Raw genomic sequence first — 24,843 nt, forward strand, 5'->3', positions numbered from 1 at the left:
CCCCAAAATCTTAAGTGAACAGCATTACGGCGCTGTCAGTGGTTGCGAAACTCGCTATGACAGGCCTTGCAGGCGGCTTCGACCTTGTCCATCGGTGCCTTCAATTGCGCCATTTCCAGCGGTTGAGTCCGCGTCACGCCTACCAATTGCGCGGTGACACCTTCCAGTTGCCGCGCCAGATCCTCAAAACGCGCCTGCCGCTGCCAAACCTCGGCCCGGGCACTGCTGTCGCCCTCATCCTGCACTTGTGGAAAGTGCTGCCATGGCGCATGGGCCAGGCTATCGAGCTTCAGCGCGCCGTCGGCGAACTTGCCACCATCGAAGGGTAAGCGCCCACGCAGCATGCCGCCCATGTCTTCGCTGGTCTTGAGCATCTGCTTGAAGATCGCCTTGCGCTGCCCCAGCGGTGAGTTAGGATCGACGCGGTCGCAGCCCACCAGGGACAAGCTGACCAGCAGCAGCACGGTGAAACATTTGAACATCACGGTCACATTGGCATCGGAATAGGGCCGACAGTATCCTCGCCTGCTCGACAAACACCAATACCCTTACGAAAAACAGGGGCAGCCACGCGCTCGCCCGCTCAAGGATTCAGCCATGAAATCTGCTCTGCGCCACCTCGCCTGGGCACTCCCCGCCCTGGCCCTGCTGGCCGGCTGCAACGGCGGCGAAAGCGCCAAACCCGAACCCCATGCCGTGGCCACCTACGCCCCCGCCACCTGGAAAGACCTGCCCAGTGTCAGCGATGCCGACTTGCTGGCAGGCTTCGTGGCCTGGCGCAATGGCTGCGAGAAGCTCAAGCGTGACCCGGTCTGGGCGCCGACCTGCGAAGCAGCGCAGCGGATTCCGGACGATGCCGCCCAAGCTCGTGCCTTCCTCCAGCAGAACCTGCAGGTGTATGGCCTGCGCTCGGCCGAGAACAACGCCAATGGCTTGATCACTGGTTATTACGAGCCGGTCTACCCCGGCAGCCTGGAACGCACTGAAGCTGCTCAGGTGCCGGTTTATGGCATTCCCGACGACATGATCGTGGTCGACCTGGCCAGCATCTATCCCGAACTCAAAGGCAAACGCCTGCGTGGCCGCCTTGAAGGCCGCGTGCTCAAGCCGTACGACACTGCCGAGGCGATCTATCGCGACGGTGTCAAAGCGCCGGTGCTGGCCTGGCTGACCGACCCGATGGACCTGCAATTCTTGCAGATCCAGGGTTCGGGCCGCGTCGAGCTGGAAAATGGCCGGCAGTTGCGCCTGGGCTACGCCGACCAGAACGGCCACCCCTACCGGCCGATTGGTCGCTGGCTGATCGAGCAAGGCCAGTTGAAGAAGGAAGACGTGAGCATGGGCGCCATTCATGCCTGGGCCCAGGCCAATCCACAACGGGTGCCGGAGCTGCTTGCCAGCAACCCCAGCTATGTTTTCTTCAGCACTCGCCCGGACAGCAACGAAGGCCCGCGCGGTTCGCTCAACGTGCCGCTGACTGCGGGGTACAGCGTGGCCATCGACCGTAAGGTGATTCCGCTGGGCAGCTTGCTGTGGTTGTCCACCACGCGCCCGGACGGCACGCCAGTGGTGCGGCCAGTGGGCGCACAGGACACCGGCGGTGCAATTACCGGCGAGGTGCGTGCGGACCTGTTCTGGGGCACCGGGCCTGAGGCCGGTGAACTAGCGGGTAACATGAAGCAGCAGGGACAGATCTGGATGCTTTGGCCTAAAGGCAAACCATTGCCTGAAGTGCCGAAAGTCCTCTGATTTTGCGGTGACCTTTTCGCGGGCAAGCCCGCTCCCACAGGGACTGCGCTGGCTTCAAGGTCAACGGGGTGCCTCTAGGAGCGGGTTTACCCGCGAAAAGCGCGACTCGATGTCAGACCGAAACCACGAAGAACGACACAATCAACGCCAGCCCGGCAAACCACACCAGCGAGCGCAACGCCGCCCAGTCCGCCAGGTAGCAAATGATGTAGAGCAACCGGCTGGTGATGTACATCACCCCCAACACGTCCTGCGTCACCTGTTCGGCATTGCCGACGATATCCGCCACCAGCACCGCCGCCGCGAACGCCGGAAACGCTTCATAGCTGTTCTGCTGCGCGGCATGGGCACGCCGTGGCAGGCCCGACAGCGTGTCGAGAAAGGCTCGCGGATCGTGATTGTCCTTAAGGCCGAATCGCCCGCTGCTGAGCTTGGCGATCAGCGCACACAGCGGCGGCAGGATCAGGGCAATCAGAATGCACCACAGGGCAACGGTCATGGACAGGACTCCTTGTTCGAAATGATCGGGATCAGAGCTTCATCACCAGCATGCCCGCCAGGACCAGCCCGCATGCTAAGAGCCTCGGGCCGCCAAAAGGTTCTTTGAGGTAGCGCATCCCCAACAGCACCACCAGGATCACACTCAACTCGCGCAGCGCCGCAGCCTCGGCCACCGACCCCAGGTGCATGGCCCACAGCACCAGGGCGTAGCTGAACAACACACACAAGCCCACCGCCAACCCTAACCGCCATTGCGTGCGCCAGAACAGCGCGAACGGCGCACGCCTCGCCACGCTGGCCAGCAGCGGAAACGGCCAGGCGCTGAGCAAGGTCAGCCAGACCAGATAATCCCAAGGCTGGCCCCACAGGCGCACGGCCTGGCCGTCGAACCAGGTGTAACAGCCGATGCACAGACCAATTAGCGCCACTACCGGCAGCATCGACCAAGGCAGCCGCTCACCGCCTCCGCCCTGCCACAGCAAGCAGGCCATACCGCAGGGGATCAACAGGATGCCGATGATCTGCTGCTGGCTCAGTGTTTCTCCGGCGAATGCCAGGGTCAGGCCCAGCACGACCAAAGGCGACAGGCCGCGCATCAGAGGATAGACCAGGCCCAGGTCGCCGACGCGGTAGGCCTTGATCAGCAGTACCCGGTAGAGCTGCTCGGCAAGCGCCGAGGCCACTAGCCAGGGCCAGATTTCAGCGGGCGGGAAGTCGACGAAAGCGACGGCCGCGAGGGCGAACACCAGGGCCACCGCATCCATGCTGGCGATCACCAGCAGGCGCTCGCCACTGAATTTGATCAGGGTGTTCCAGGTGGCGTGCAGGAGGGCTGCGATGAGCACGAGGGAGGTTGCCAACACGCTGTATTCCTTGCAGAGAGCCGGGGTGGCCTGTGGCGGATGAGGGCACAAATATAGCGGTTTCCTGTCGATCTTTGGGGCCGCATAGCGGCACCTGTTTCTGAACGAATCGGAGATTTCCGGTCAGAGGGTGTGTCCCGAAACCCTCGCCAGGCCATCAAACTACTGCCCGAGCGATTCGGGTTACGACTCGGAAGCCACTCTTTACAGGATTTGGGATGCTTGAACTTGTTGCCGCGTTTATCTGCCTGACCACCCTTCTCACCTACGTCAATTACCGTTTCATCGGCCTGCCACCCGCCATCGGCGTGATGGTGACGGCGCTATTGTTCTCCTTGATTCTCCAGGGCTTGAGCCTGATCGGTTTCCCCGGCTTGGAAGAGCGCGTCGAAGGCCTGATGAACCAGATCGACTTCAACGATCTGCTGATGCACTGGATGCTGTCATTCCTGCTGTTCGCCGGCGCCTTGCACGTCAACCTCGGCGACCTGCGCAGCTACCGCTGGCCCATCGGCCTGTTGGCGACCATCGGCGTGCTGATCGCCACCGTGGTCATCGGCTTTTTGGCGCATTGGGTGTTCGCCCTGTTCGGCTGGCACGTCAGCCTGATCTATTGCCTGCTGTTTGGCGCACTGATTTCGCCGACCGACCCGATCGCGGTGCTCGGCGCCCTGCGCACCGCCAATGCATCGAAACCACTGAAAACCACCATCGTCGGCGAGTCGCTGTTCAATGACGGCACGGCGGTGGTGGTGTTTACCGTGTTGCTGGGGATCGTCCAGCTCGGCGAGACGCCGAGCGTTTCCGAGACCGCCATTCTGTTTGCCCGCGAAGCACTGGGCGGCATCGCCTTTGGCGGCCTGATCGGCTACGCGACCTACCGCATGATCAAGAGCATCGAGCAGTACCAGGTCGAGGTCATGCTGACGCTGGCGCTGGTCATCGGTGGTTCGGCGATGTGCTACGAGCTGCACGTTTCGGCGCCAATCGCCATGGTGGTGGCCGGTCTGATCATCGGCAACCTGGGGCGCAACCTGGCGATGAACGACATGACCCGGCGCTACATGGACGGCTTCTGGGAGCTGATCGACGACATGCTCAACGCGCTGCTGTTCGCCCTGATCGGCCTGGAGCTGTTGCTGCTGCCGTTCAACTGGCTGCACCTGGCGGCCGGCAGCGTGCTGGCGGTGGCGGTGTTGATGTCGCGTTTGCTGACCGTGGCGCCGGCGATCGTCCTGCTGCGCCGCTGGCGTAGCGTGCCCAAGGGCACGGTGCGGGTACTGACCTGGGGTGGTTTGCGCGGTGGGGTTTCGGTGGCTCTGGCGCTGTCGCTGCCAGTAGGTGATGAGCGCGACCTGTTGCTGTCGATCACTTACATCGTGGTGCTGTCTTCGATCCTGATTCAGGGCTTGAGCATCGGCCGCGTGGTCCGTGGCGTTACCGCCCAGCCCTGAAAGAGCGATTTGTTGGACTCGTGGGAGCGGGCTTGCCTGGCGATGGCAGCGGTGGGTTCACCCTCGCATCGCGGGGCAAGCCCGCTCCCACGCCCCTATAGCCCAAGCCCCACGCCAGCCGCTTATTCGACGGCGGTATCCGGGAACTGATCCTGCACATACTTGATCTGCGTCCGCCCGTGCGCCGCGGGCAGGCCATCATCGCCCAGGTTGACGAAGACCATCTTGTCCACGGTCAGGATGCTCTTGCGGGTGATCTTGTTACGCACTTCACACTTGAGGGTGATCGAGGTGCGGCCAAACTCGGTGGCGGTGATGCCCAGCTCGATGATGTCGCCCTGACGCGAAGCGCTGACGAAGTTGATTTCCGACATGTACTTGGTGACCACGCGCTGGTTACCCAGTTGGACGATGGCGTAGATTGCCGCCTCTTCGTCGATCCAGCGCAGCAGGCTGCCACCGAACAGCGTGCCATTAGGGTTGAGGTCTTCGGGTTTAACCCACTTGCGGGTGTGGAAGTTCATCATTGCTCCTGACGGCTTGGCTTACGTGCAGTCATGATGGCAGAGCCTGCCGCCGCTCTCCATTACCCATCGACTATCGTCTCGATTAATCGACAGAAAACCTTGGGTCTGATAGCCCACCCCGGCTATAATCTGCGCCGTTTCACATGGCCACCCGCTGCGGGGCCATGCCCGCCACCCATCCGAGGGGCGCTGCAGCAGGCTCGGCCTGTCAGGCTCGGTTGGGGCGTTGTCCGCCATGCGGACGCTCAACGCACAACGGCGCCCATTCGCACACTACGAATGGAGGCTCTTGATGAGCGCTGTAAACACGCCTGCTGGTTTTACCGATTTCAAAGTCGCTGACATCTCCCTGGCCGCCTGGGGTCGTCGCGAAACCATCATCGCTGAATCGGAAATGCCTGCACTGATGGGCCTGCGTCGCAAGTACCTCGAGGAGCAACCGCTCAAGGGTGCGAAGATCCTGGGCTGCATCCACATGACCATCCAGACCGCCGTGCTGATCGAAACCCTGGTTGCCCTGGGTGCCGAAGTGCGCTGGTCGTCCTGCAACATCTTCTCCACCCAGGACCAGGCCGCCGCTTCCATCGCCGCTGCCGGTATCCCGGTGTTCGCCTGGAAAGGCGAGACCGAAGAAGAGTACGAGTGGTGCCTGGAGCAGACCATCCTCAAGGATGGCCAGCCATGGGACGCCAACATGATCCTCGACGACGGTGGTGACCTGACCGAGCTGCTGCACAAGAAGTACCCCGCAGTGCTGGATCGCGTCCACGGTGTCACCGAAGAAACCACCACCGGCGTTCACCGCCTGCTCGACATGCTGGCCAAGGGCGAGCTGAAAGTCCCGGCGATCAACGTCAACGACTCGGTCACCAAGAGCAAGAACGACAACAAGTACGGCTGCCGTCACAGCCTCAACGACGCCATCAAGCGCGGCACCGACCACCTGCTGTCGGGCAAGCAAGCCCTGGTGATCGGCTACGGTGACGTGGGCAAGGGTTCGGCCCAGTCGCTGCGTCAGGAAGGCATGATCGTCAAGGTCACCGAAGTTGACCCGATCTGCGCCATGCAGGCCTGCATGGACGGCTTCGAGCTGGTCTCGCCGTTCATCGACGGCATCAACGACGGCACCGAAGCCAGCATCGACAAGGCCCTGCTGGGCAAGATCGACCTGATCGTCACCACCACCGGTAACGTCAACGTCTGCGATGCCAACATGCTCAAGGCCCTGAAGAAGCGCGCCGTGGTCTGCAACATCGGCCACTTCGACAACGAGATCGACACTGCCTTCATGCGCAAGAACTGGGCGTGGGAAGAGGTCAAGCCGCAGGTGCACAAGATTCACCGTACCGGCGCTGGCGACTTCGACCCGCAGAACGACGATTACCTGATCCTGCTGGCCGAAGGCCGCCTGGTGAACCTGGGTAACGCCACTGGCCACCCAAGCCGCATCATGGACGGTTCGTTCGCCAACCAGGTACTGGCGCAGATCTTCCTGTTCGAGCAGAAGTACGCCGACCTGTCGGCCGAGAAGAAAGCCGAGCGCCTGACCGTTGAAGTGCTGCCGAAGAAACTCGACGAAGAAGTGGCCCTGGAAATGGTCCGCGGCTTCGGCGGCGTGGTCACCCAGCTGACCCAGCAGCAAGCCGATTACATCGGTGTGACCGTCGAAGGCCCGTTCAAGCCGCACGCCTACCGGTACTAAGCGGCAAGCTGCAAGTTTCAAGCGGCAAGCAAAGGCAGACAGTGCCAAGCCGCTTGAAACCTGTAGCTCTTGAATCTTGAACGATGCCCAAGCCAGACCGGCCTCTACCGGTCTGGCTTTGACTTGCAGCTTGCGGCCTGAAGCTTGCAGCTGAGGAACGAGTGATGTCCCAAGAACGCCGTTACAGTTTCGAATTCTTCCCGACCAAGACCGAAGCCGGCCATGAAAAGCTGATGGGCGTTGCCCGTGAGCTGGCCAGCTACAACCCCGACTTCTTCTCCTGCACCTACGGCGCTGGCGGCTCGACCCGTGACCGCACGCTCAATACCGTGCTGCAGCTGGAAAGCGAAGTGAAAGTCCCTGCCGCTCCGCACCTGTCGTGCGTGGGTGACACCAAGGCCGACCTGCGCGCATTGCTTGGCGAATACAAAGCGGCCGGCATCAAGCGCATCGTCGCCCTGCGTGGCGACCTGCCTTCGGGCATGGGCATGGCCTCGGGCGAACTGCGCTACGCCAGCGACCTGGTCGAGTTCATCCGCCAGGAAACCGGCGATCACTTCCACCTGGAAGTGGCTGCCTACCCGGAGATGCACCCGCAGGCGCCCAACTTCGAGGCTGACCTGGCCAACTTCGTGCACAAGGTCAAGGCTGGCGCCGACAGCGCCATCACCCAGTACTTCTTCAACGCCGACAGCTACTTCTACTTCGTCGAGCGCGTGCAGCAGATGGGCGTCGACATCCCGGTTGTGCCCGGCATCATGCCGATCACCAACTACAGCAAACTGGCGCGCTTCTCCGACGCCTGTGGCGCTGAGCTGCCACGCTGGATTCGCAAGCAACTGGAAGCCTACGGCGACGATACCGCCAGCATCCAGGCGTTCGGCGAGGAAGTGATCAGCCGCATGTGCGAGCAACTGCTGCAAGGCGGCGCTCCAGGGCTGCACTTCTATACCCTGAACCAGGCCGAAGCGAGCCTGGCGATCTGGAACAACCTCAAGCTTCCTCGTTGACCGTCAATCGCCGGTAACAAGAATATGAGGACATGAAAAAGGCTTTAGCTTAGGCTAAAGCCTTATTCATTTTGGCTCCTCGATAGGTTACTGCACGGAATGCATCCCCAACATCCCTCCAAGCCTCAACTGGTTTACCTCGCATTCGGCCCGGCCACCTACCACCAGGAAGCCTGCTTCAGCATCGTCAGCGCCCTGGCACATTTGCGCCAGACGCCCGATGAAGCGATCGATATCCAGGTCTACACAGACTCTCCCGAGCCCTACGCCAAGCTGCCAGTTGTCGTCCATGTGCTGGACGAAGCAACGCGCAAGGCCTGGAACCAGCCGCACGGTTATCATTTCCGCAGCAAGCATGTGCTGATGCGCCAGCTGCTTGAGCAGCACCCGCTGGCGGTGTTGATCGACACCGACACATTCTTCCGCCAATCGCCGATGCAGCTGTTCCGTCGCATCAAGACCGGCACGCTGCTGTGCAACGCCATTGGCGCACGTTATGGCGCAAACCCCGACTGCCAGCTGTACAAGACCCTGCATCAGGCCCTGCAAGCACGCGGGCTGGCCGACACGCAGATGCCGCTGGTCAACTCTGGGGTAATCGGCCTGACCGCGGCTGACGCAGCGACGCTCGATCACTCCATCGCCTTGATGGACGAGTACTACCCGCAGGCTCGCCAGGCCTACACTTTGGAAGAGTTCTGCCTGGCGGTCGCCGCCTATCGCACCCTTGAGCTCGCCGAATGTACCGACGTGATCCATCACTACTGGAGCCGCAAGGCGCAGTTCCGGGCGAAAATCCAGGCCTGGCTGCACAAGCACGGTGACGACCCGCTCAGTGAAGCGGCACTGGCCGACGTGTACCTGGTCAACGATCAACTGCCCCGACCTCCGGCCCTGCACCGGCTGGGCTACAAGGCCATGAGCCTGACCCTGCCCAGCCATCAGCGCCAGTTCGCCCGCGAATTGCTGTATGGCTGCTACGCCTATGCCAATGAGTTCGACCGAGCCTGCGCCCCGGCGTGGTGGGACAAGGCCCTGGAGAACCTGCACGAGCGCCATGGTCGAATGGAGGCAGAGCAATTGCGCCAATGCCTGCGCCAGCCTGGCTTGCGCTTGTCACTGGGTCGCCGGCACAAAGAAGTCGAGCGCCATCTGCTCAAGGATTCGCGAGCCTGACCCTGCACTCAACGTGGCCAGGCTGCACTGGTCACGTTTTCACTTAGCGCGTACTCTGCGGCCATGCCAGACCTCGCCCGCCTTCTTGGCCTTCTGCTGCTTGTCTGCCTGAGTTCATTGGCTCAGGCCGAGCGCCTGCGCCTGGTATCCGATGACTGGGCGCCCTACATTTATCAGGAAAACGGCCAACCGAAAGGCATCGACTACGAAGTCTCACGGGAAGTGTTCAAGCGCCTGGGCATTGAGGTCGACTGGCAGTTCCTGCCCTGGAAGCGCTGCCTGGCGATGGTCGAACAGGGCCAGGTCGACGGTGTGCTCGACATCTTCCAGATCGACACGCGTAAAACCTACATGATCTACCCAGACGAACCGCTATCGAATGTTGAATTCGTGGTGTTTCGCAAACGTGTCCAGCGTCCACTGATCACGCACCTGCACGACCTTGCCGGCCTGACCATTGGCACCTCACCCGGTTATGCATACGGCGCGCATTTCAACGAGTCTGCGCTGTTCAAGCGCGAGGCCGCGCCCACCCATGAAGCCAACTTCGGCAAGCTGATGCTAGGGCGCATCGATGCGCTGGTGACCGATCGCCAGGTCGGCCGCTTCCTGCGCCATCAATTGGGGTTGCTGGAGCAAGTCGAGGAGCAGCCGTTGCTGATCAGCCGTCACGCGCAGTATCTGGGGCTTGCGCAGAAGCCTGGACGGCAGAAACTCGCTCAAGCGTTCGCCGACGAACTACGTCAGTTCAAGCGCGAGCCCGCCTACGCCGCCATTAGCGCGCGCTATGCGGACGACGCCGAGCGGTTTGATGACGCCATTGAGCAGCAGGAACGCGGCACGCTGCGATAGCTCTGTTATACTCGGGCCTTCCCGCCCGGCTCACGCCCGGACGCTCGGCCTCGCAGTAGGCATCTCGACCGTCGGCCATGCACCTCAAATGCACGCCCGCCGCCTCCCGGATGCGCAGTGAACGCCCAGCAGGACCGGACGCGATCGCATCCCTCAGATGCCCGTCGCGCCAGGCAGATCACCCCATAGGGCCTAGCCCCCACGAGAACAGGATTGCCCATGTCCTTTGCTTCCCTCGGTCTCTCCGAGGCTCTTGTCCGCGCTATCGAGGCAGCGGGCTATACCCAGCCCACCCCGGTGCAACAGCGGGCCATTCCCGCCGTGTTGCAAGGCCGCGACCTGATGGTTGCCGCCCAGACTGGTACCGGTAAGACCGGCGGTTTCGCCCTACCGATTCTTGAGCGCCTGTTCCCGGGTGGCCACCCCGACAAGTCCCAGCGCCACGGCCCGCGTCAACCGCGGGTACTGGTCCTGACCCCAACCCGCGAACTGGCGGCTCAGGTCCACGACAGCTTCAAGGTGTATGCCCGCGACCTCAGCCTGGTCAGCGCCTGCATCTTCGGCGGCGTCGGCATGAACCCGCAAATTCAGGCCATGGCCAAGGGCGTCGACGTCCTGGTCGCCTGCCCCGGTCGCCTGCTGGACCTGGCTGGCCAGGGCAAGGTCGACTTGTCCCATGTCGAGATCCTGGTACTCGATGAAGCCGACCGCATGCTCGACATGGGCTTCATCCATGACGTCAAGAAGGTCTTGGCGCGCTTGCCAGCCAAGCGCCAGAACTTGCTGTTCTCGGCGACCTTCTCCAAAGACATCACCGACCTTGCCGACAAGCTGCTGCACAACCCCGAGCGCATCGAGGTCACGCCGCCGAACACCACGGTCGAACGGATCGAGCAACGCGTCTATCGCCTGCCGGCCAGCCACAAGCGTGCCCTGCTGGCGCACCTGATCACCCTCGGCGCCTGGGAACAGGTGCTGGTGTTCACCCGTACCAAGCACGGTGCCAACCGCCTGGCCGAGTACCTGGAAAAGCACGGCCTGCCTGCCGCCGCGATCCACGGTAACAAGAGCCAGAACGCTCGCACCAAGGCGCTGGCCGACTTCAAGGCCAACACCGTACGTATCCTGGTTGCCACCGACATTGCCGCCCGTGGCCTGGATATCGACCAGCTGCCGCACGTGGTCAACTTCGAGCTGCCCAATGTCGAGGAAGACTACGTTCACCGCATTGGCCGTACTGGCCGTGCCGGGCGCTCCGGTGAAGCCATCTCGCTGGTCGCGCCAGACGAAGAGAAACTGCTCAAGAGCATCGAGCGCGTCACCCGTCAGAAGATCCCGGATGGCGACCTGATGGGCTTTGATGCCAGCCAGGTTGAAGCCGAAAAGCCAGAGGTGCGCGAGCGCCCGCAAAACACCGGTCGCGGCGGTCGTAACCAGTCGCGCGGCGAAGCTGGCAAAGACAGCAATGGCGGGCGCAAAGACAAGGGCAAGGATAAAGGCAAGGCCAAGCCCCAGGCAGCTGAGAAGTCGGCCGAAAAGAGCAAATCCGCCGACAAGCAGCAACAGCAGCCGCGCAAGTCGCGTGATGGCAAGCCGCGTCAGCAGCAGGCTGGCCAGGGTGAAAGCCGTGTTCCGCCAGCGCCGGCCAACCGCGCACCCGACGAGTTCCTGGACGACGAAGTGGATAACTTCGGCAACCGCGCCGACTACGTCAGCCCCTACCAGAACGCCAAGAACCAAGGCCGCAACCGTCGCCCTGGTGGCGCTGCTGGCCAGGGTCAGGCGCAGGGCAGCGGCCAACGCGGCGCAGGCGCGGGCGGGCAAAACCAGGGCCGCAGCAATAACGGCGGCCAGCCACGCCAGGGTTCGGGCGAGAAACGTCCGCGCAACAACAGCAACAATGGCGGTGGTCGCCGTGATGGCAACCCAGGTCGCAACCGCTCGGCGGGCCGCGACGAGGCTTCGCGTCAGGAGCCAGCAGTACGCAATCCGCGTGAATCGCAAAGCCAGCCCGTGATCATCCGCAAGGAATCCAAGCTCGACCGTTACCCAACGCCTGAGCAGCTGGACGATCTGCCGAGCCGCCCGCGTGGCGAGCGCCCGGCCCTGCTGACCCGCAATCGCTGATTCGGATCACGCAGACATGAAAAAGCCGCCCAATGGGGCGGCTTTTTCATGTCTGGAGCAGCGTATTACTTCTGCTTGACGCCTTCGACGCTGATGTCCAGGTCGAGGGTTTGCGAAGTTGGGCCTGGGCCCTTGATGCCGAAGTCGTTCAGGTTCAGCGTGGTCTTGGCGTTGAAACCAGCGCGCTCGCCGCCCCATGGATCCTTGCCTTCACCGTTGAACACAGCCTTGAAGGTAACAGGCTTGGTCACGCCGTGCAGGGTCAGATCACCGGTAACGTCGGCAGTCTTGTCGCCGGTCGATTTGACCGCGGTGGAGACGAACTTGGCTTCTGGGTACTTCTTCACGTCGAGGAAGTCAGCGCTGGCGATGTGCTTGTCACGCTCAGCGTGGTTGGACCACAGGCTGGCGGTTTTCAGATCGACGCTGATCTTGCTGGCTTCAGGCTTGGCGCTGTCCCAAGTGAAGTTGCCATCGAAGTCTTTGAAGGTACCGTGAATGAAGCTGTAGCCCAGGTGGCTGATTTTCCAGTCAACGAACGCGTGCTGGCCTTCTTTATCGATCTTGTACTCGGCAGCCATGACCTGGCCAGCAGAGAGCAGAGCGGTACCGAGCGCCAGAGCGGCAAAAGTCTTTTTCAACATCCTTTCTATTCCTTGCAATTGAGGTTGAGAGTCAAGCTTTGCGGCCCAGCATGCGGATCAGGGTCGCGTCACGGTCGATGAAATGGTGTTTCAGTGCTGCAAGACCATGCAAGCCGGCGAAAATCACCAGGCCCCAGGCCAGGTAAAAATGGATCTCGCCAGCGGTATCTGCCTGGTCGGGCAGGTTACTGACCAGCGCTGGCACTTCGAACAGGCCAAACACCGGAATGCCGACGCCATCGGCGGTAGAGATCAGGTAACCGGCGATCATCACCGCGAACAGCCCCAGATACAGCGCCAGATGCCCCAGCTTGGCGGCCATGCGGGTGAATGCCCCATGGTTGGCCGGCGCCGGTGGCGGCGGGCTGATGAAGCGCCAGAGCACACGCAGCAGCATCACCGCCAACAGCACCAGGCCGATGCTTTTGTGCAGATCAGGGCCTGATTTGCGCCAAGGGCTGTAGTAGTCCAGACCGACCATCCACAAGCCCAAGCCAAACAGACCGAAGACTGCCAAAGCCACACCCCAGTGCATGACGATGCTGACCAGGCCATAGCGAGAAGGTGAGTTACGAACTTGCATGTTGGCGTATTTCCCCGTGAAAGCTGTGCACAGACTAGCGCGTAACGTATCGAATAAAAGCGGAAAAATCTGACTCGGATGATCGAGTTTTCCGATATGTATTGTGTGCATTGGCTATTAAGGAAACATTAACCATAGCGGAAATTCGTCGGGGTGGCCCGTTGCGAAGCAAGCGCGCACCTACAGGGTAGGTGCTGCGCGCTTGCCCCGCGCTTTGGGCTGCTACGCAGCCCAAAAGCTTGAATCAACCAGCCTTGGCCTGAGTATTGGCCAGCGGCTTTTTCACCGGTTCAGACTTGGCCGTCGCCTTCTTCACTGGCGCAGGCTTGCTGGCTGCTTTCTTCGCCGGCTCAGTCTTCGCCGCCGGCTTGTGCGTCGGAGCATGCTTGGCAGGCGCGGCTTTGGCAGCCGGTTTGACGGGCTGTTCCTTGGCCACAGGCGTTGGCGCAACGGGAGCAGGCGCAGGGGCAGAAACCGGCGCAACTTCCTCAGCCTTGGCAATTGGCGCAGCCTTCACTTCAGGCTTGGCACTGCCACCGAACAGGCGCGAGAAGAAGCCCTGTTTACCCCCTTCAGCCTCCTTTGCGGTCACCGGCTCGGCCTTGGCGGGTGCCTTGTCGGATTTATCGGAAGAACCGCCGAACAGGTTCGAGAAGAACCCGCCCTTATCCTTCGCCGCCACCGCACCGGCTGTCGCTGCAGCGGCAATCGGCACGGCCTTGGCTGGGTCGAACGACTTGCCGGCGAGCAAGTCCTGGACCTGCCCGGCAGCGCGCTGACCACTGCGAAGCGCGCCTTCCAGCGTGCCTGGGTACAAGGCGTCGGTGTGTTCACCGGCAAAGGCTACGCGCTGCACCGGACGCTCCCACAGGCGCCAGTACTTGCTGATCTGCCCTGGGCCATAGGCCAGGTATGCGCCACCGGTGCCAGCATCGGTGCTATAGCGTTTGACTTCATAGCCCGTGAAGGCGCCACGGGCTTGTGGATAGAACGCGTGCAGGCGAATCAGCACCTGATCGACCATCTGCTTGTCGCCAAACGCCTGCAACAAGCGGGCGTTATCGCCAGACAGGTTGATCACCACGTTGGCCCCACCCTTGAGTGCAGGCTCGATCCACAGCATGCCGAGGCCTGCGTTGCTGAAGATCTCGCCAGACATCCGCGCGCGGCTTTCCCACACCGGCGTCTTGAACTTGAGCATCAGCTGGTCGCGCCAGCCGTAGTTGGTGCCCTTGAGCGCGGCCAGGTGCTTGCTGTCCAGGCCTGGAGTCATCTGGATCTTGGCCAGCGCCCGCAGCGGCACCGCCAGCACCAGATAGTCCGCCTGATAGCCGACGCTACCGACCTTGACGGTAACGCCGTCCTTGTCCTGGACGATGGACGTCACCGGCGAACTGGTCTTGATGGTCTTGAGTTGTTTGACGAAGGCCTGGGCCAGCACCGGGCTGCCGCCTGGCAGGCGTGCGGCACGCAGGTCGCGGTCGCTGACACCGCGGTAGACGCGGGTCTGCTGGGCGAAATACAGCAACGACAGGCGCGATGGCTCGTCGTAACGGGTACGGATCTGCTGGTTGATCAGCTGCCGGGCGGTGGTTGGCAGTTGCAGCTTGTCGAGCCAGGTCGAGACGTTGATCTGGTCGAGGGCGAACAGCGTACTGTTGGCCTGCGGGTTCAGCGGATCGTCGATCGAGCGGGCGAGGTCATCGAGGGTCTTCTCGTAACGCTTGAGCGCCTCGGCGGTGGCAGGTTGCTTGGTGGCCAGGTCAGTGGCGTTGAAGTACTCGCCGTCGATCAGGTAACCCGGCGTTCGCACGAACTCCGGCGCTGGCAGTGTTTCAAGCTTGAAACGGTCGACATACTGGTTGAGGACTGGCTGCGCCTTGCCGTTGCCGATCCATTCGCTAGTGGCCAGCCCCGAGCGGCCGCCCATCCCCGACTTGGCTTCGAGCAAAGTCACTTGCCAACCCTTGTTTTGCAGTTCGTAGGCTGCGGTCAGGCCTGCCAGGCCGCCGCCTACCACGATCGCAGTAGGTGTCTTGTCCTTGGCGATTGCGGCGCCACTGGACACACCAATCAATAGCAACGCGCACAGGCGCACCCAAGCAGCAGCCATGTCGGCGAACTCCGATGGAAATAGGTTTATGAGATCGGGGGAAGGGACGCCCCAGGATGATGCGTTAAGAATACGTCACCCTTGGGCACCCTGCCAGCGGAGCGACGACAAGTCGTTTATGCAACTGGCATTTTTGTCAGTAGCCAAAATCGGCGCTTGCAGTGGAAAGTGGCAGCATCCAAGCCCCAATGGAAACTCGCGCATGGAATGCCATCAGCACTTTGCCCGCATGCAGCCTCATCACTTCAAACCCCACGACATCTGGCAGGGCAACAGTGGCTTGAGCATTACCTCCAACTGCACCTCATACGCGGGGCTTTACCAAGATTTCCAGGGCAATCCCGGCACTGAACTGGTGATTGGTGAAAACAACGACTTGCAGATCGACTTCGGTAAGGAAATCGATTGCGTCATGCTCGATTTCTATGTGGTTAGCGACTGTCCATGGCTGGACGAAGACGACCTGATCGAATGCGACTACTTAGGCATCAGCCCCGATCTGCTCGACGCGCCACCGCTGTACTGGCTGACCCTCAGTGGCCAATCGGGCACTGAATACGTTCCGGGGGTATACGCCAGCACGCCTACCCGCCAGTTGCTGCTGGGACCATTTCGCAAGCTGACCATCTCCACCAAGCAGGCCAGCACCGTGCACATTCCAGCCTTAAGCTGGAGGCCCGTCCTGCGGCATTGAACCTGAACACGGTTGTGATGCCCGGCACCTTTGCTTAGGCTTACGCGGTCAAACCAAGCCGCGTCGCCAGGAGAAGTGCCCATGGGCCTCAACGATCAGTGGATGCAACGTGACCTCAAGGTCCTGTGGCACCCCTGCACCCAGATGAAAGACCACGAGCAGCTGCCGCTGATCCCGATCAAGCGCGGCGAAGGCGTGTGGCTGGAGGACTTCGAGGGCAAGCGCTACCTGGACGCGGTCAGCTCCTGGTGGGTCAATGTCTTTGGTCACGCCAATCCGCGGATCAACCAGCGCATCAAGGATCAGGTCGACCAATTGGAGCATGTGATCCTCGCAGGCTTCAGCCATCAGCCGGTGATCGAGCTGTCCGAGCGTCTGGTCGCCATGACCCCAGATGGCCTGGACCGGGTGTTCTACGCCGACAACGGCTCATCGTGCATCGAAGTGGCGCTGAAGATGAGCTTTCACTACTGGCTGAACAAGGGCCAGCCGGACAAGAAGCGCTTCGTCACCCTGAGCAACAGCTACCACGGGGAAACGATCGCGGCGATGTCGGTGGGCGACGTGCCGCTGTTCACCGAAACGTATAAAGCGTTGCTTCTGGACACCATCAAGGTGCCCAGCCCCGACTGCTACCTGCGCCCCGAAGGGGTGAGCTGGGAAGCGCATTCACGCACGATGTTCGCCGCCATGGAACAAACCCTGGCCGAGCATCACGCCAGTATCGCCGCGGTGATCGTCGAGCCGTTGATCCAGGGCGCTGGCGGCATGCGCATGTACCACCCGATCTACCTCAAGCTGCTGCGCGAGGCCTGTGATCGGTATGGTGTCCACCTGATCCACGATGAAATCGCCGTCGGCTTCGGCCGTACCGGCACGATGTTCGCCTGCGAACAGGCCGGCATCCGCCCCGACTTCCTGTGCCTGTCCAAGGCCCTGACCGGCGGCTATCTACCGCTGGCCGCCTGCCTGACCACCGATGACGTTTACCAGGCCTTCTACGACGATTACCCAACCCTGCGCGCCTTCCTCCACTCGCACAGCTATACCGGCAACCCGTTGGCCTGTGCCGCAGCGCTGGCGACCCTGGACATTTTCGAACAGGACAACGTGATCGAGGCCAACAAGGCGCTGTCGGCGCGCATGGCCAGTGCCACCGCGCACCTGGCCGATCATCCGCATGTGGCCGAGATTCGCCAGACGGGTATGGCCTTGGCGATCGAGATGGTCCAGGACAAGGCCGGCAAAGTCGCCTACCCATGGCAGGAGCGCCGCGGCCTTAAGGTCTTCGAGCACGCCCTGACCCGTGGCGCCTTGTTGCGTCCGCTGGGCAGCGTGGTGTATTTCCTGCCGCCTTACGTGATTACCCCAGAACAGATCGACTTCCTCGCCGAGGTGGCCAGCGAAGGGATCGACATCGCCACCCGCGACAGCGTCAGCGTGGCAGTGCCCAAAGACTTCCATCCCGACTTCCGCGATCCGGGCTAGCCCGCAAGATCGCCGCCAACCCTGTAGGAGCGGGCTTGCCCGAGAACAAGGGCGAAGCCCTTGGCAGACACCGCAGTGTCTTCTTCGCGGGCAAGCCCGCTCCGACAGGGAACTTTGTGCCCCCTACTCCCTGAGCTGAATCATGAGACTGTCCCGCTTCTTCATCGACGCCCCCTTGAGCCTTGGCCAGCACGACCTGCCCGAAGCCCAGGCCCACTACATCGGCCGCGTACTGCGCATGGCCCCTGGCGATGCCGTGCAATTGTTCGACGGCAGCGGCCAGGAATACCTCGGCCAGCTGCTTGAAGTCGGCAAGAAGAGCGTACGCGTCACGCTCGACCAGGCCCTCCCCGGCCAGGCCGAATCGCCGCTGCATATCCACCTCGGCCAAGGCCTGTCGCGTGGCGAGCGGATGGACTGGGCAATCCAGAAAGCCACCGAACTGGGTGCCAACGAAATCACCCCGATCGTCAGCGAGCGCTGCGAAGTACGCCTCAAGGACGAACGCGCCGACAAGCGCCTGGCACACTGGCGCCAGGTGGCGATCAGCGCATGCGAGCAATGCGGCCGCTCGACCCTGCCCGTGATCCATCCACCACTGACCCTGGCTGAATGGCTCAAGGCAACCGAGGCCGACCTCAAGCTGGTCTTGCACCCGGTAGCCGAGCCGCTGACCAGCCATGCACGCCCAGCGCGCCTGGCCTTCCTGATCGGCCCAGAGGGTGGTTTGAGCGACACCGAAGTGGAGCAGGCCAAAGCCGCCGGCTACCACGCCGCCCGCCTCGGCCCACGCGTGCTGCGCACCGAAACCGCGCCGGTGGTGGCGCTGTCGGTGGCCCAGCAGCTATGGGGCGACTTCTAAACGCGTGCCCTAGCGCACGTAGAAGAACACTGCGATGAAGTGCAGCAAGCTGCCGGCGATAACGAACAGATGCCAGATGCCATGCCAATGGCGAAAGCGGCTGTCAAAGGCGAAGAAGATGATGCCGATGGTGTAGAACGCACCACCGGCCGCCAGCCAGGCAAAGCCAGCAGCGCCGAGGGTGCGCAACAGGGGCTTGACCGCTACCAGCACGATCCAGCCCATGACCGCGTAGATGATGATCGACAGCACCCGCGCTTCGGAGCGTGGCTTGATCTCTTGGAGCATGCCGATCACCGCCAGCCCCCAGACCACCCCGAACAGGCTCCAGCCCCAAGGCCCGCGCAGGCTGACCAGGCAGAACGGGGTATAGCTGCCGGCGATCAGCAGGTAGATCGACAGGTGATCGAGCTTGCGCATGATCACCTTCGCCCGCCCGCGAGTGCTGTGGTAGAGGGTCGAGATGCTGTAGAGCAGCAACAGGGTGCCGCCGTAGATGGAGAAACTGACGATCTTCCACGGATCGCCCTGCAACCCGGCTGTGACGATCAACCAGATAGCGCCTATGCAGGCCAGTACCGCACCAACCAGGTGCGTCCAGGCATTGAAGCGTTCACCGTAATACATGCAAACACAGACCTCAGGAGCAGCGTCAAGTTTCAAGCTGCAAGCTTCAAGAAAAAGGTCAGCGGCGCCTGTACGACCTGGGCACCGACTCTGTACCGACGCACGCCAGCTTGCCGCTTGAAGCTTACAACTTGACGCTAGCGAAGCGCAGCTTCGCGCACCATGCGCTCCAGCCCCACCAGATCCGGCACCCGCGCCACCTGCTCGGCTACCTGCACCGCCGCCAGTTCCAGTTCGCTAAGCGGCACATCGACATAATTCAGCTGGCTGTCGAGCTTGCACGAACGCGGAATGTCCTGCAGCAACAGCGCCAGGTAACGTAGGCCGGTATCGCCCAGCGCATTGAGCACGACAATCCGCGCCCGCTCGCCGCACACGGTCTCTGCACCACAGGCAGCCTCGAAGCCAATCAACGGCAAGCGCTGCTGACGCCAGTCGATCCAGCCCAGGTGCCAACGCGGCTCGCCGATCTGGCACGACAGCGCACGCTGGCCAATCAATTCGGCCACCGCGACATTGGGCAACACCAGGGTGCGATCGCCCAGCGGTAACAGCAGCCCGGTCAAGGTGCTGCGCTGACCGGCAATATGTTCAAGCATGCGATTGGCTCCAGTGAGCGATGCTCTGCAGCAACACCGATTCCTGATACGGCTTGCCGAGGTAATCATTGACGCCGATGGCCATGGCCCGGTCGCGGTGCTTCTGGCCGCTGCGCGAGGTGATCATGATGATCGGCAGATCTTTCAGGCGCTGGTCGCGGCGGATCCGCGTGGCCACTTCAAAACCGTCCATGCGCGGCATCTCGATGTCCAGCAACAACACATCTGGCCGATGCTCTTCGAGCAGGGCCATGGCATCGAGGCCATCCTTGGCGGTCAGCACGCTCATGCCGTGGCGCTCGAGCAAGCGGCTGGTAACCTTGCGCACGGTCACCGAGTCGTCCACCACCATGATCAACAAACGCTGACGCGGCGCAGGGCCGAACAGCTGGTGCTGGCGATCATTACCGCCCGGCAGACGCGCCAGACGCCGCTGCTGGCCCCGTAGCTGACCGAGCAGATCGAGAATCAGCACCACCCGGCCATCGCCGAGCAAGGTTGCCCCAGACAGACCAGGTACAGCAGCGAACTGCGGCCCCAGGCTCTTGACCACGATCTCGCGGCTCGGCGACAGGCTGTCCACCTGGATGGCGAACGACTCCTCATGCGAATGCACCAGCACCACCGGCAGCGGCACGCTTTGTCCGAGCAGGCTTGGCCGGGCACTGCCGCCTTGCAACAGCTCGCCGAGATAGCGCAACTGATAGGCATGGCCGGCATACACGTAACGCGGCGCCTCCAACTGGTAGCAGGCGGCAAGCTCGGCCGGCGGCACGCGCACGATGCCTTCGATGGTGTTGAGCGGGATCGCGTATTGCTCATCACCCAGGTGCACCATCAACGCCCGGTTGATCGACACGGTGAACGGCAGGCGAATCAGGAAGCGTGCGCCTTTGCCTGGACTGGATTCGATACTCATCGAGCCGCCGAGCTGCTTGACCTCTTCGTGGACCACATCCATGCCCAAGCCACGCCCGGAAATCTGCGTGATCTTTTCCGCCGTGGAGAAGCCTGGCCGCAGGATGAACTGCAGGATCTCGTGATCGCTCAAGCGCGCTTGCGGGTCGAGCAAGCCGCGCTTGATGGCCTTGTCGCGTACCGCAGCCAAGGGCACCCCTGCGCCGTCATCGCTCATTTCGATGACGATGTCGGCGCCTTCGTGCAGCAGGTTCAGATGAATCGTGCCCAGCTCCGGCTTGCCCGCCGCCAGGCGCACTTCACGCGACTCCAGGCCATGGTCGACGGCGTTGCGCAGCATATGCTCCAGCGGCGCCACCATGCGCTCCAGGACGCTGCGATCGAGCTCGCCCTCAGCATTGCCAACCACCAGCTCGACTTGCTTGCCAAGCTCGCTGGCCACTTGCCGCACTACCCGCTGCAAACGCGGCACCAGGCGCTCGAACGGCACCATCAAGGTGGCGGTCAGGCCCTCTTGCAACTGGCTGTTGACCCGCGCCTGCTGTTGCAGGAGGCTCTGCGCTTCCTGAGCACGCTGGGTCAGGGTTTCCTTCAGATCGAGCAGGTCCGAGGCCGACTCGAACAACGCCCGCGACAACTGCTGCAACTGTGAGTGGCGGTCCATCTCCAGGGGGTCGAAGTCATCGTAGGCGTCGCCCTCGGCCTGGTAGCGGCTGGACATGCGCCCCTGGGTCTCAATGTCCAGGCGCAGCAGTTGGTCGCGCATCCGCTCAAGGGTAGTTTCCATCTCGTTGAGGGCGAATTGGGCGTCGTTGACCTGTTGCTCGATGCGCCCACGGATCACCGAATGCTCACCCGCCAGGTTGCCCAGGTCATCGAGCAGCTCGGCATCGACCTTAACCATGTCGCCCGGCGCACGCTCCGCAGCGGCAACCGGGGCTTCGGCAGGGGCGATGTCGGCTGGGCCCTGGCTGGCCACACTGTCAGTCAAGGCGGCGCTGCTGAAGTTGCGGATGTAGTCGATCAGCGCCGTGGCAGCATGCAACGGCTGGCCCAGGCGCACCGCATCGAGCATGTGCGCCAGGCGGTCGTGGCAGTTTTGCAGCAGCGAGAACAGCGCCGGAGTCGCGGGCAAACGCCCAGCGGCGAGCAATTCGTAAAGAAATTCCAGTTCGTGGGCGAGGTCGCCAATGGCGGCGATCTCGACCATACGTGCGCCGCCCTTGAGCGTGTGCAGGTCACGCAGCAGGGTTTCGACTTCGACGCTACTGCGCGGATCAGCCTGCAAACGCGCCAGCGCGGCGGCAGAGCTTTCGACGATGTCGGAGCTCTCTTCGAGGAACACGTCGAGCAGTTCCTTGTCGCCAGGGCTGTCGACCTCTGGCGGCGATTCTGACAGTTCGGCGGGCGCAGGCGCATGGCGAAACTCACGCAGCTGCGCGAGCAGCGCTACCGCCGAGCCTGGTGATTGCCCCTCGCGCAGGCTTTCGAGCATCTCGGCCAGCGCCGCATGGCTGCGCTTGAGCAGCTCGAACAGCGCCGCGCTGGGGCCCAGGCGGCGATCCACCAGGCTTTCGTAGAGCAGCGCCAGCTCTTGGGCGAGGATCTCCACCGCGCCTATCGCAGCCATCTGCGCGCCACCCTTGAGGGTTTGCACCTCATGCTGCAACGCCGACAGGTTCGACGCGCTTTCGCTGTCCTGCTGCCACTGCTGCAGCGCCTGGTCGGCACTGTCGAGGATATCCCCGGCCTCTTCGAGAAACAGTTGCACCAACGCCGGTTCCGCGCTGTTGTCCACAGTCGGCAATGGCGTCACCCCGTCGCGCCCGACCAGCCCGGTAGCATCAGGCGCCAGCGCCGTGTCCAACAGCGCGCGCAGGCCATCGAGGCATTCTGGGCGCGCGGTCACTTCCTGCCCGGCAGCGACCTCGTCGAGCATGTCGATCAGCGCGTCATGGGCTTGTTGGGCCTGGGCAAAGAACGCTGGGTCAGCCGCCAGGCTGCCCTCTTCCACCGCCCCGTACAGATCGAGCAGGCCTTCGCAGAGCTCATCCAGCTGCCACAGGTCCGCCAGGTGGGCGCCATGGCTGAGCGTGGTCAGCTCGTCGAGCAGGGTCTCCAGCGCCTGGCGTTGCTCCGGATGCTGCTGCCAGCTCAAAAGCAACGACTCGGCATCGAGCAGGATGTCCATGCCCTGGGCGAGAAAGTTGGCGATCAGCTGAGGGTCGCGGCGCCGGCGACTGTGATGGGGCTCATCCTGCAAGCTGGCCAAACGGCCATCGACGCCTTGACCGACTTGCTCGATCAGCTCGGCAGCGCCGGGAATGGCTGCCAGCGGCGTGCTGCTCAGTTGGCTCAGGCCCAACTGGAACAGCGTGCGCCCGGCTTCCAGCCAGTCGATCTCGGCCAGCTGCAACGGCAGCTGGTGGCCTTTGTATTCGCGCGCAAGGCGGTCGAAGGCGGTGGCCAGCTCGGCGATCGGCATCACCCCGGCCATCGCGGCGCTGCCCTTGAGCGTGTGCAGGGCGCGCTGCAAGCTGTCGCTGACCGGTGTGTCCTGGCCATGCGTCTCCTGCAAAAACGCCTCGAGGCTGGCCATGTGGCCCTGGGCCTCGTTACGGAAGATCTCCAGCAGCTGCGGGTCGAGCCCGTCGACTTCGGCGGCGCTGCTGGCCTGGTTGTTGGCCAAGCCATGCAAGTGCGCCGACAACGGCTCGACCTCTACCAGCGGTGGTAAATGGCCGACGGCAAAATCAGCGAGCAGGTCTGGCAAACGCACGAACACCTGCTGCAAGGCAACCACACCCTCGCCCGCCAGGCTCACCCGTCCTTCCAGCGCGCGGTTGATCAGGTGTTCGGCCCCCCAGGCCAATTCGGCGAGTGCCTGGGCATGGACCATCCGCCCACTGCCCTTGAGCGTATGCAGCGCACGCCGGACTTCGATCAGGGCGTCGCGCAAGCTGTTGTCGGCGCGCCAGCGCAGCCAGTGCCGCTCAAGGTCTGGCAACAGCTCGTTGGCTTCTTCGAGAAACACCTCGCGCAGCTCGGCATCGATTTCCTCGACCTCATCGGCCAACCCGCCAATGCGGCAAGTCACACCCAGTGCCGCCAGGCTGGCACGGGCCATTTCAATGAATGGCTGAGCATCGGCCAGCGGATCGGCCACCCGCCATTGCAGATAGCATTCGCCAGCGCTGAGGGCGTCGGCCAGGTGGGTCAGTTCAGCCTGCGGCGGCTCTTCGTCCAGGTGCGCCAGCCAGCCCTGCACATAGCCGGCCGCGCCAGCGAACAGCTCGGCGGCGGCTGGCAGCATCAGCATCGACAGCGCCCCGCGCACCTGGTGCAGCAAACCCGGCAGCGCCTGCAAGCGCTGGCGGGGCCAGCCGGATTCGAGGCAGTCGCCGATCAGGTCCTTGGCCTGCTGCAGCACCGATACCGCTTCGCTCAGCACCTGCTGGCGGATCTGTGCCAGGTCCGAGCCCGGCATGCTGCCTTGGCCACTCTCTTCCAACGGGCCAACCATGCCGTTGAGGGTCGCCTCGACGTACAGCAGCGCCCCGGCGACGTCCATCAACAGGGCATCGTCCACCGGTTGCTGGTCTTGGGCCAGGGCCTGCAAGGCCAGCACCTGGTCGATGATCACCCGCCGCGGCTGTTGGAAATTCAGCACCGCCAGGGTGTCGGCGACCTGGCGCAACGGCGATACCAGGGCATCGAGTTGCTCACGCGACTGCTCGCCGCGCACGAACTGGTCCAGGCAATCCTTGATGCGCATCAGGTCGTCGCACAGCGCGCTGACCACCGAGCGCAGGGCATCGCGGCCTTGGCCTGCCTGCAATTGTTCGCGCCAGTTGCCCAACGACAAGTCGAGGTCGGCCAGATCCGCCGCGCCAGCCAGGCGCTGCGCCGCGTCGCCCATCAGGCTGCCCTGGGCCAACGCCTCGACGCCGCGACACTCGCGCAGGCGGTTGAGCAGCGGCAGCATGACCAGCGGGAGGTCATGGCGGGCGCCGCGCAGGCGCTCAAGATACGGCGGCAGTTGCTCCAGACCACGGAACATCGCGCCCAGGCAATCGCCCCGAGGGGTGATCTGGCCGTCAGCCATGGCCCGGCCAAGCAACTCGAGTTCTTCGGCCAGGCGCGTTGCGCCACGCAGCTCAAGCATGCGCAGGCAGCCATGCACCTGGTGCAGGTTATCCACAAAAAAGGCCAGCATCGACAGATCGCCAGGGTCGCCGGCAAAGCGCTCCAGGGCCTGGCGCGCCTGCGCCAGGCAATCGAGAATCGGCGCCTTGGTCCAGGCCAGGGCGACCGTGTCGTGGCGTTCGGGGCTCACTGCGGCAGAGGCCATGGG

20 protein-coding genes and 1 riboswitch are annotated in these 24,843 nt (G+C 62.9%); of the genes, 10 read left to right on the top strand and 10 right to left on the bottom strand.

From position 1 onward, the window contains the following. Positions 1–35: 35 nt before the first annotated feature. Entirely contained in the window at positions 36–482 is a 447-nt protein-coding gene (locus ACF8K2_RS04890) for a c-type cytochrome (protein ID WP_392463714.1), read from the bottom strand. Between the two features lie 115 nt (positions 483–597). Here ACF8K2_RS04890 and ACF8K2_RS04895 point away from each other — a divergent pair, with 115 nt between their 5' ends. After that, on the top strand, positions 598–1,749 hold the full coding sequence (locus ACF8K2_RS04895; protein WP_392463715.1) for a murein transglycosylase A: 1,152 nt from the start codon (positions 598–600) through the stop codon (positions 1,747–1,749). 112 nt (positions 1,750–1,861) lie between these two features. Here ACF8K2_RS04895 and ACF8K2_RS04900 read toward each other — a convergent pair whose 3' ends face one another. Together ACF8K2_RS04900 and ACF8K2_RS04905 are read right to left on the bottom strand one after the other, a co-directional pair. Beyond that, the gene (locus ACF8K2_RS04900) at positions 1,862–2,248 is read right to left on the bottom strand and encodes an MAPEG family protein (RefSeq protein WP_186557569.1); all 387 of its coding nucleotides are present in this window, start codon (positions 2,246–2,248) and stop codon (positions 1,862–1,864) included. Positions 2,249–2,279: 31 nt separating this feature from the next. Further along, on the bottom strand, positions 2,280–3,113 hold the full coding sequence (locus ACF8K2_RS04905) for a DMT family transporter (protein WP_264236697.1): 834 nt from the start codon (positions 3,111–3,113) through the stop codon (positions 2,280–2,282). 218 nt (positions 3,114–3,331) lie between these two features. Between ACF8K2_RS04905 and ACF8K2_RS04910 the strand changes: the two genes are divergently transcribed. Beyond that, positions 3,332–4,567: a sodium:proton antiporter gene (locus tag ACF8K2_RS04910; protein ID WP_186557572.1), complete on the top strand. Its 1,236-nt coding sequence runs from the start codon at positions 3,332–3,334 to the stop codon at positions 4,565–4,567. A gap of 122 nt (positions 4,568–4,689) precedes the next feature. Here the strand turns inward: ACF8K2_RS04910 and ACF8K2_RS04915 are convergent, their stop codons facing one another. Next, entirely contained in the window at positions 4,690–5,091 is a 402-nt protein-coding gene (locus ACF8K2_RS04915) for an acyl-CoA thioesterase (RefSeq protein ID WP_186557388.1), read from the bottom strand. Between the two features lie 178 nt (positions 5,092–5,269). Beyond that, positions 5,270–5,365, top strand: a riboswitch (S-adenosyl-L-homocysteine riboswitch). 21 nt (positions 5,366–5,386) lie between these two features. On the opposite strand from ACF8K2_RS04915, the gene ahcY reads away from it, so the two are divergent. From ahcY to ACF8K2_RS04940, 5 genes are all read left to right on the top strand, one after another. Then, a complete protein-coding gene (ahcY, locus tag ACF8K2_RS04920) occupies positions 5,387–6,796 on the top strand; it encodes an adenosylhomocysteinase (protein WP_392463716.1) in 1,410 nt (469 codons plus the stop codon). A 164-nt stretch (positions 6,797–6,960) separates the two neighbouring features. After that, a complete protein-coding gene (gene metF / locus ACF8K2_RS04925; RefSeq protein WP_186557386.1) occupies positions 6,961–7,806 on the top strand; it encodes a methylenetetrahydrofolate reductase [NAD(P)H] in 846 nt (281 codons plus the stop codon). 99 nt (positions 7,807–7,905) lie between these two features. Next, positions 7,906–8,982 (top strand): hypothetical protein, encoded by a 1,077-nt coding sequence (locus ACF8K2_RS04930; protein WP_392463717.1) that lies wholly within the window; start codon positions 7,906–7,908, stop codon positions 8,980–8,982. A gap of 63 nt (positions 8,983–9,045) precedes the next feature. Next, a complete protein-coding gene (locus ACF8K2_RS04935) occupies positions 9,046–9,834 on the top strand; it encodes a substrate-binding periplasmic protein (RefSeq protein ID WP_392463718.1) in 789 nt (262 codons plus the stop codon). A 219-nt stretch (positions 9,835–10,053) separates the two neighbouring features. Continuing rightward, entirely contained in the window at positions 10,054–11,961 is a 1,908-nt protein-coding gene (locus ACF8K2_RS04940; protein WP_186557383.1) for a DEAD/DEAH box helicase, read from the top strand. A 65-nt stretch (positions 11,962–12,026) separates the two neighbouring features. Here ACF8K2_RS04940 and ACF8K2_RS04945 read toward each other — a convergent pair whose 3' ends face one another. The 3 genes from ACF8K2_RS04945 to ACF8K2_RS04955 all read right to left on the bottom strand — a co-directional run bounded on the left by ACF8K2_RS04945 (position 12,027) and on the right by ACF8K2_RS04955 (position 15,301). After that, the gene (locus tag ACF8K2_RS04945) at positions 12,027–12,605 is read right to left on the bottom strand and encodes a YceI family protein (protein ID WP_186557382.1); all 579 of its coding nucleotides are present in this window, start codon (positions 12,603–12,605) and stop codon (positions 12,027–12,029) included. A gap of 31 nt (positions 12,606–12,636) precedes the next feature. Then, the gene (locus tag ACF8K2_RS04950; protein WP_186557381.1) at positions 12,637–13,188 is read right to left on the bottom strand and encodes a cytochrome b; all 552 of its coding nucleotides are present in this window, start codon (positions 13,186–13,188) and stop codon (positions 12,637–12,639) included. Positions 13,189–13,432: 244 nt separating this feature from the next. After that, positions 13,433–15,301: an FAD-dependent oxidoreductase gene (locus ACF8K2_RS04955; protein WP_392463719.1), complete on the bottom strand. Its 1,869-nt coding sequence runs from the start codon at positions 15,299–15,301 to the stop codon at positions 13,433–13,435. A 202-nt stretch (positions 15,302–15,503) separates the two neighbouring features. Between ACF8K2_RS04955 and ACF8K2_RS04960 the strand changes: the two genes are divergently transcribed. The 3 genes from ACF8K2_RS04960 to ACF8K2_RS04970 all read left to right on the top strand — a co-directional run bounded on the left by ACF8K2_RS04960 (position 15,504) and on the right by ACF8K2_RS04970 (position 18,345). After that, the gene (locus tag ACF8K2_RS04960) at positions 15,504–15,995 is read left to right on the top strand and encodes a hypothetical protein (RefSeq protein WP_392463720.1); all 492 of its coding nucleotides are present in this window, start codon (positions 15,504–15,506) and stop codon (positions 15,993–15,995) included. Positions 15,996–16,076: 81 nt separating this feature from the next. After that, positions 16,077–17,483, top strand: a complete 1,407-nt coding sequence (locus ACF8K2_RS04965) for an adenosylmethionine--8-amino-7-oxononanoate transaminase (RefSeq protein WP_392463722.1) — start codon at positions 16,077–16,079, stop codon at positions 17,481–17,483. Positions 17,484–17,625: 142 nt separating this feature from the next. Beyond that, complete coding sequence (locus ACF8K2_RS04970) at positions 17,626–18,345, top strand: 16S rRNA (uracil(1498)-N(3))-methyltransferase (protein ID WP_392463724.1); 720 nt, start codon at positions 17,626–17,628, stop codon at positions 18,343–18,345. A 9-nt stretch (positions 18,346–18,354) separates the two neighbouring features. Here the strand turns inward: ACF8K2_RS04970 and ACF8K2_RS04975 are convergent, their stop codons facing one another. From ACF8K2_RS04975 to ACF8K2_RS04985, 3 genes are all read right to left on the bottom strand, one after another. Then, entirely contained in the window at positions 18,355–18,972 is a 618-nt protein-coding gene (locus ACF8K2_RS04975; protein ID WP_264236685.1) for a hemolysin III family protein, read from the bottom strand. Between the two features lie 137 nt (positions 18,973–19,109). Beyond that, positions 19,110–19,571, bottom strand: coding sequence for a chemotaxis protein CheW (locus ACF8K2_RS04980; RefSeq protein ID WP_392463725.1), 462 nt, complete (start codon positions 19,569–19,571; stop codon positions 19,110–19,112). Then, positions 19,564–24,840: an Hpt domain-containing protein gene (locus tag ACF8K2_RS04985; RefSeq protein WP_392463726.1), complete on the bottom strand. Its 5,277-nt coding sequence runs from the start codon at positions 24,838–24,840 to the stop codon at positions 19,564–19,566. Before ACF8K2_RS04985 ends, ACF8K2_RS04980 begins: the two co-directional genes overlap by 8 nt. Positions 24,841–24,843 lie beyond the last annotated feature (3 nt).

Source organism: Pseudomonas sp. xss_2 (assembly GCF_043104195.1).
GTDB lineage: Bacteria > Pseudomonadota > Gammaproteobacteria > Pseudomonadales > Pseudomonadaceae > Aquipseudomonas > Aquipseudomonas urmiensis.

What these genes read in the sequence shown, in the direction of transcription:
- ACF8K2_RS04970 (WP_392463724.1), top strand. Translation starts at nt 17,626, where the DNA reads ATGAGACTGTCCCGCTTCTTCATCGACGCCCCCTTGAGCCTTGGCCAG.
- ACF8K2_RS04890 (WP_392463714.1), bottom strand. Translation starts at nt 482, where the DNA reads ATGTTCAAATGTTTCACCGTGCTGCTGCTGGTCAGCTTGTCCCTGGTG.
- ACF8K2_RS04935 (WP_392463718.1), top strand. Translation starts at nt 9,046, where the DNA reads ATGCCAGACCTCGCCCGCCTTCTTGGCCTTCTGCTGCTTGTCTGCCTG.
- ACF8K2_RS04910 (WP_186557572.1), top strand. Translation starts at nt 3,332, where the DNA reads ATGCTTGAACTTGTTGCCGCGTTTATCTGCCTGACCACCCTTCTCACC.
- metF (WP_186557386.1), top strand. Translation starts at nt 6,961, where the DNA reads ATGTCCCAAGAACGCCGTTACAGTTTCGAATTCTTCCCGACCAAGACC.
- ACF8K2_RS04985 (WP_392463726.1), bottom strand. Translation starts at nt 24,840, where the DNA reads ATGGCCTCTGCCGCAGTGAGCCCCGAACGCCACGACACGGTCGCCCTG.
- ACF8K2_RS04895 (WP_392463715.1), top strand. Translation starts at nt 598, where the DNA reads ATGAAATCTGCTCTGCGCCACCTCGCCTGGGCACTCCCCGCCCTGGCC.
- ACF8K2_RS04980 (WP_392463725.1), bottom strand. Translation starts at nt 19,571, where the DNA reads ATGCTTGAACATATTGCCGGTCAGCGCAGCACCTTGACCGGGCTGCTG.
- ACF8K2_RS04930 (WP_392463717.1), top strand. Translation starts at nt 7,906, where the DNA reads ATGCATCCCCAACATCCCTCCAAGCCTCAACTGGTTTACCTCGCATTC.
- ACF8K2_RS04960 (WP_392463720.1), top strand. Translation starts at nt 15,504, where the DNA reads ATGGAATGCCATCAGCACTTTGCCCGCATGCAGCCTCATCACTTCAAA.
- ACF8K2_RS04900 (WP_186557569.1), bottom strand. Translation starts at nt 2,248, where the DNA reads ATGACCGTTGCCCTGTGGTGCATTCTGATTGCCCTGATCCTGCCGCCG.
- ACF8K2_RS04915 (WP_186557388.1), bottom strand. Translation starts at nt 5,091, where the DNA reads ATGAACTTCCACACCCGCAAGTGGGTTAAACCCGAAGACCTCAACCCT.
- ACF8K2_RS04940 (WP_186557383.1), top strand. Translation starts at nt 10,054, where the DNA reads ATGTCCTTTGCTTCCCTCGGTCTCTCCGAGGCTCTTGTCCGCGCTATC.
- ACF8K2_RS04955 (WP_392463719.1), bottom strand. Translation starts at nt 15,301, where the DNA reads ATGGCTGCTGCTTGGGTGCGCCTGTGCGCGTTGCTATTGATTGGTGTG.
- ACF8K2_RS04945 (WP_186557382.1), bottom strand. Translation starts at nt 12,605, where the DNA reads ATGTTGAAAAAGACTTTTGCCGCTCTGGCGCTCGGTACCGCTCTGCTC.
- ACF8K2_RS04975 (WP_264236685.1), bottom strand. Translation starts at nt 18,972, where the DNA reads ATGTATTACGGTGAACGCTTCAATGCCTGGACGCACCTGGTTGGTGCG.
- ahcY (WP_392463716.1), top strand. Translation starts at nt 5,387, where the DNA reads ATGAGCGCTGTAAACACGCCTGCTGGTTTTACCGATTTCAAAGTCGCT.
- ACF8K2_RS04950 (WP_186557381.1), bottom strand. Translation starts at nt 13,188, where the DNA reads ATGCAAGTTCGTAACTCACCTTCTCGCTATGGCCTGGTCAGCATCGTC.
- ACF8K2_RS04965 (WP_392463722.1), top strand. Translation starts at nt 16,077, where the DNA reads ATGGGCCTCAACGATCAGTGGATGCAACGTGACCTCAAGGTCCTGTGG.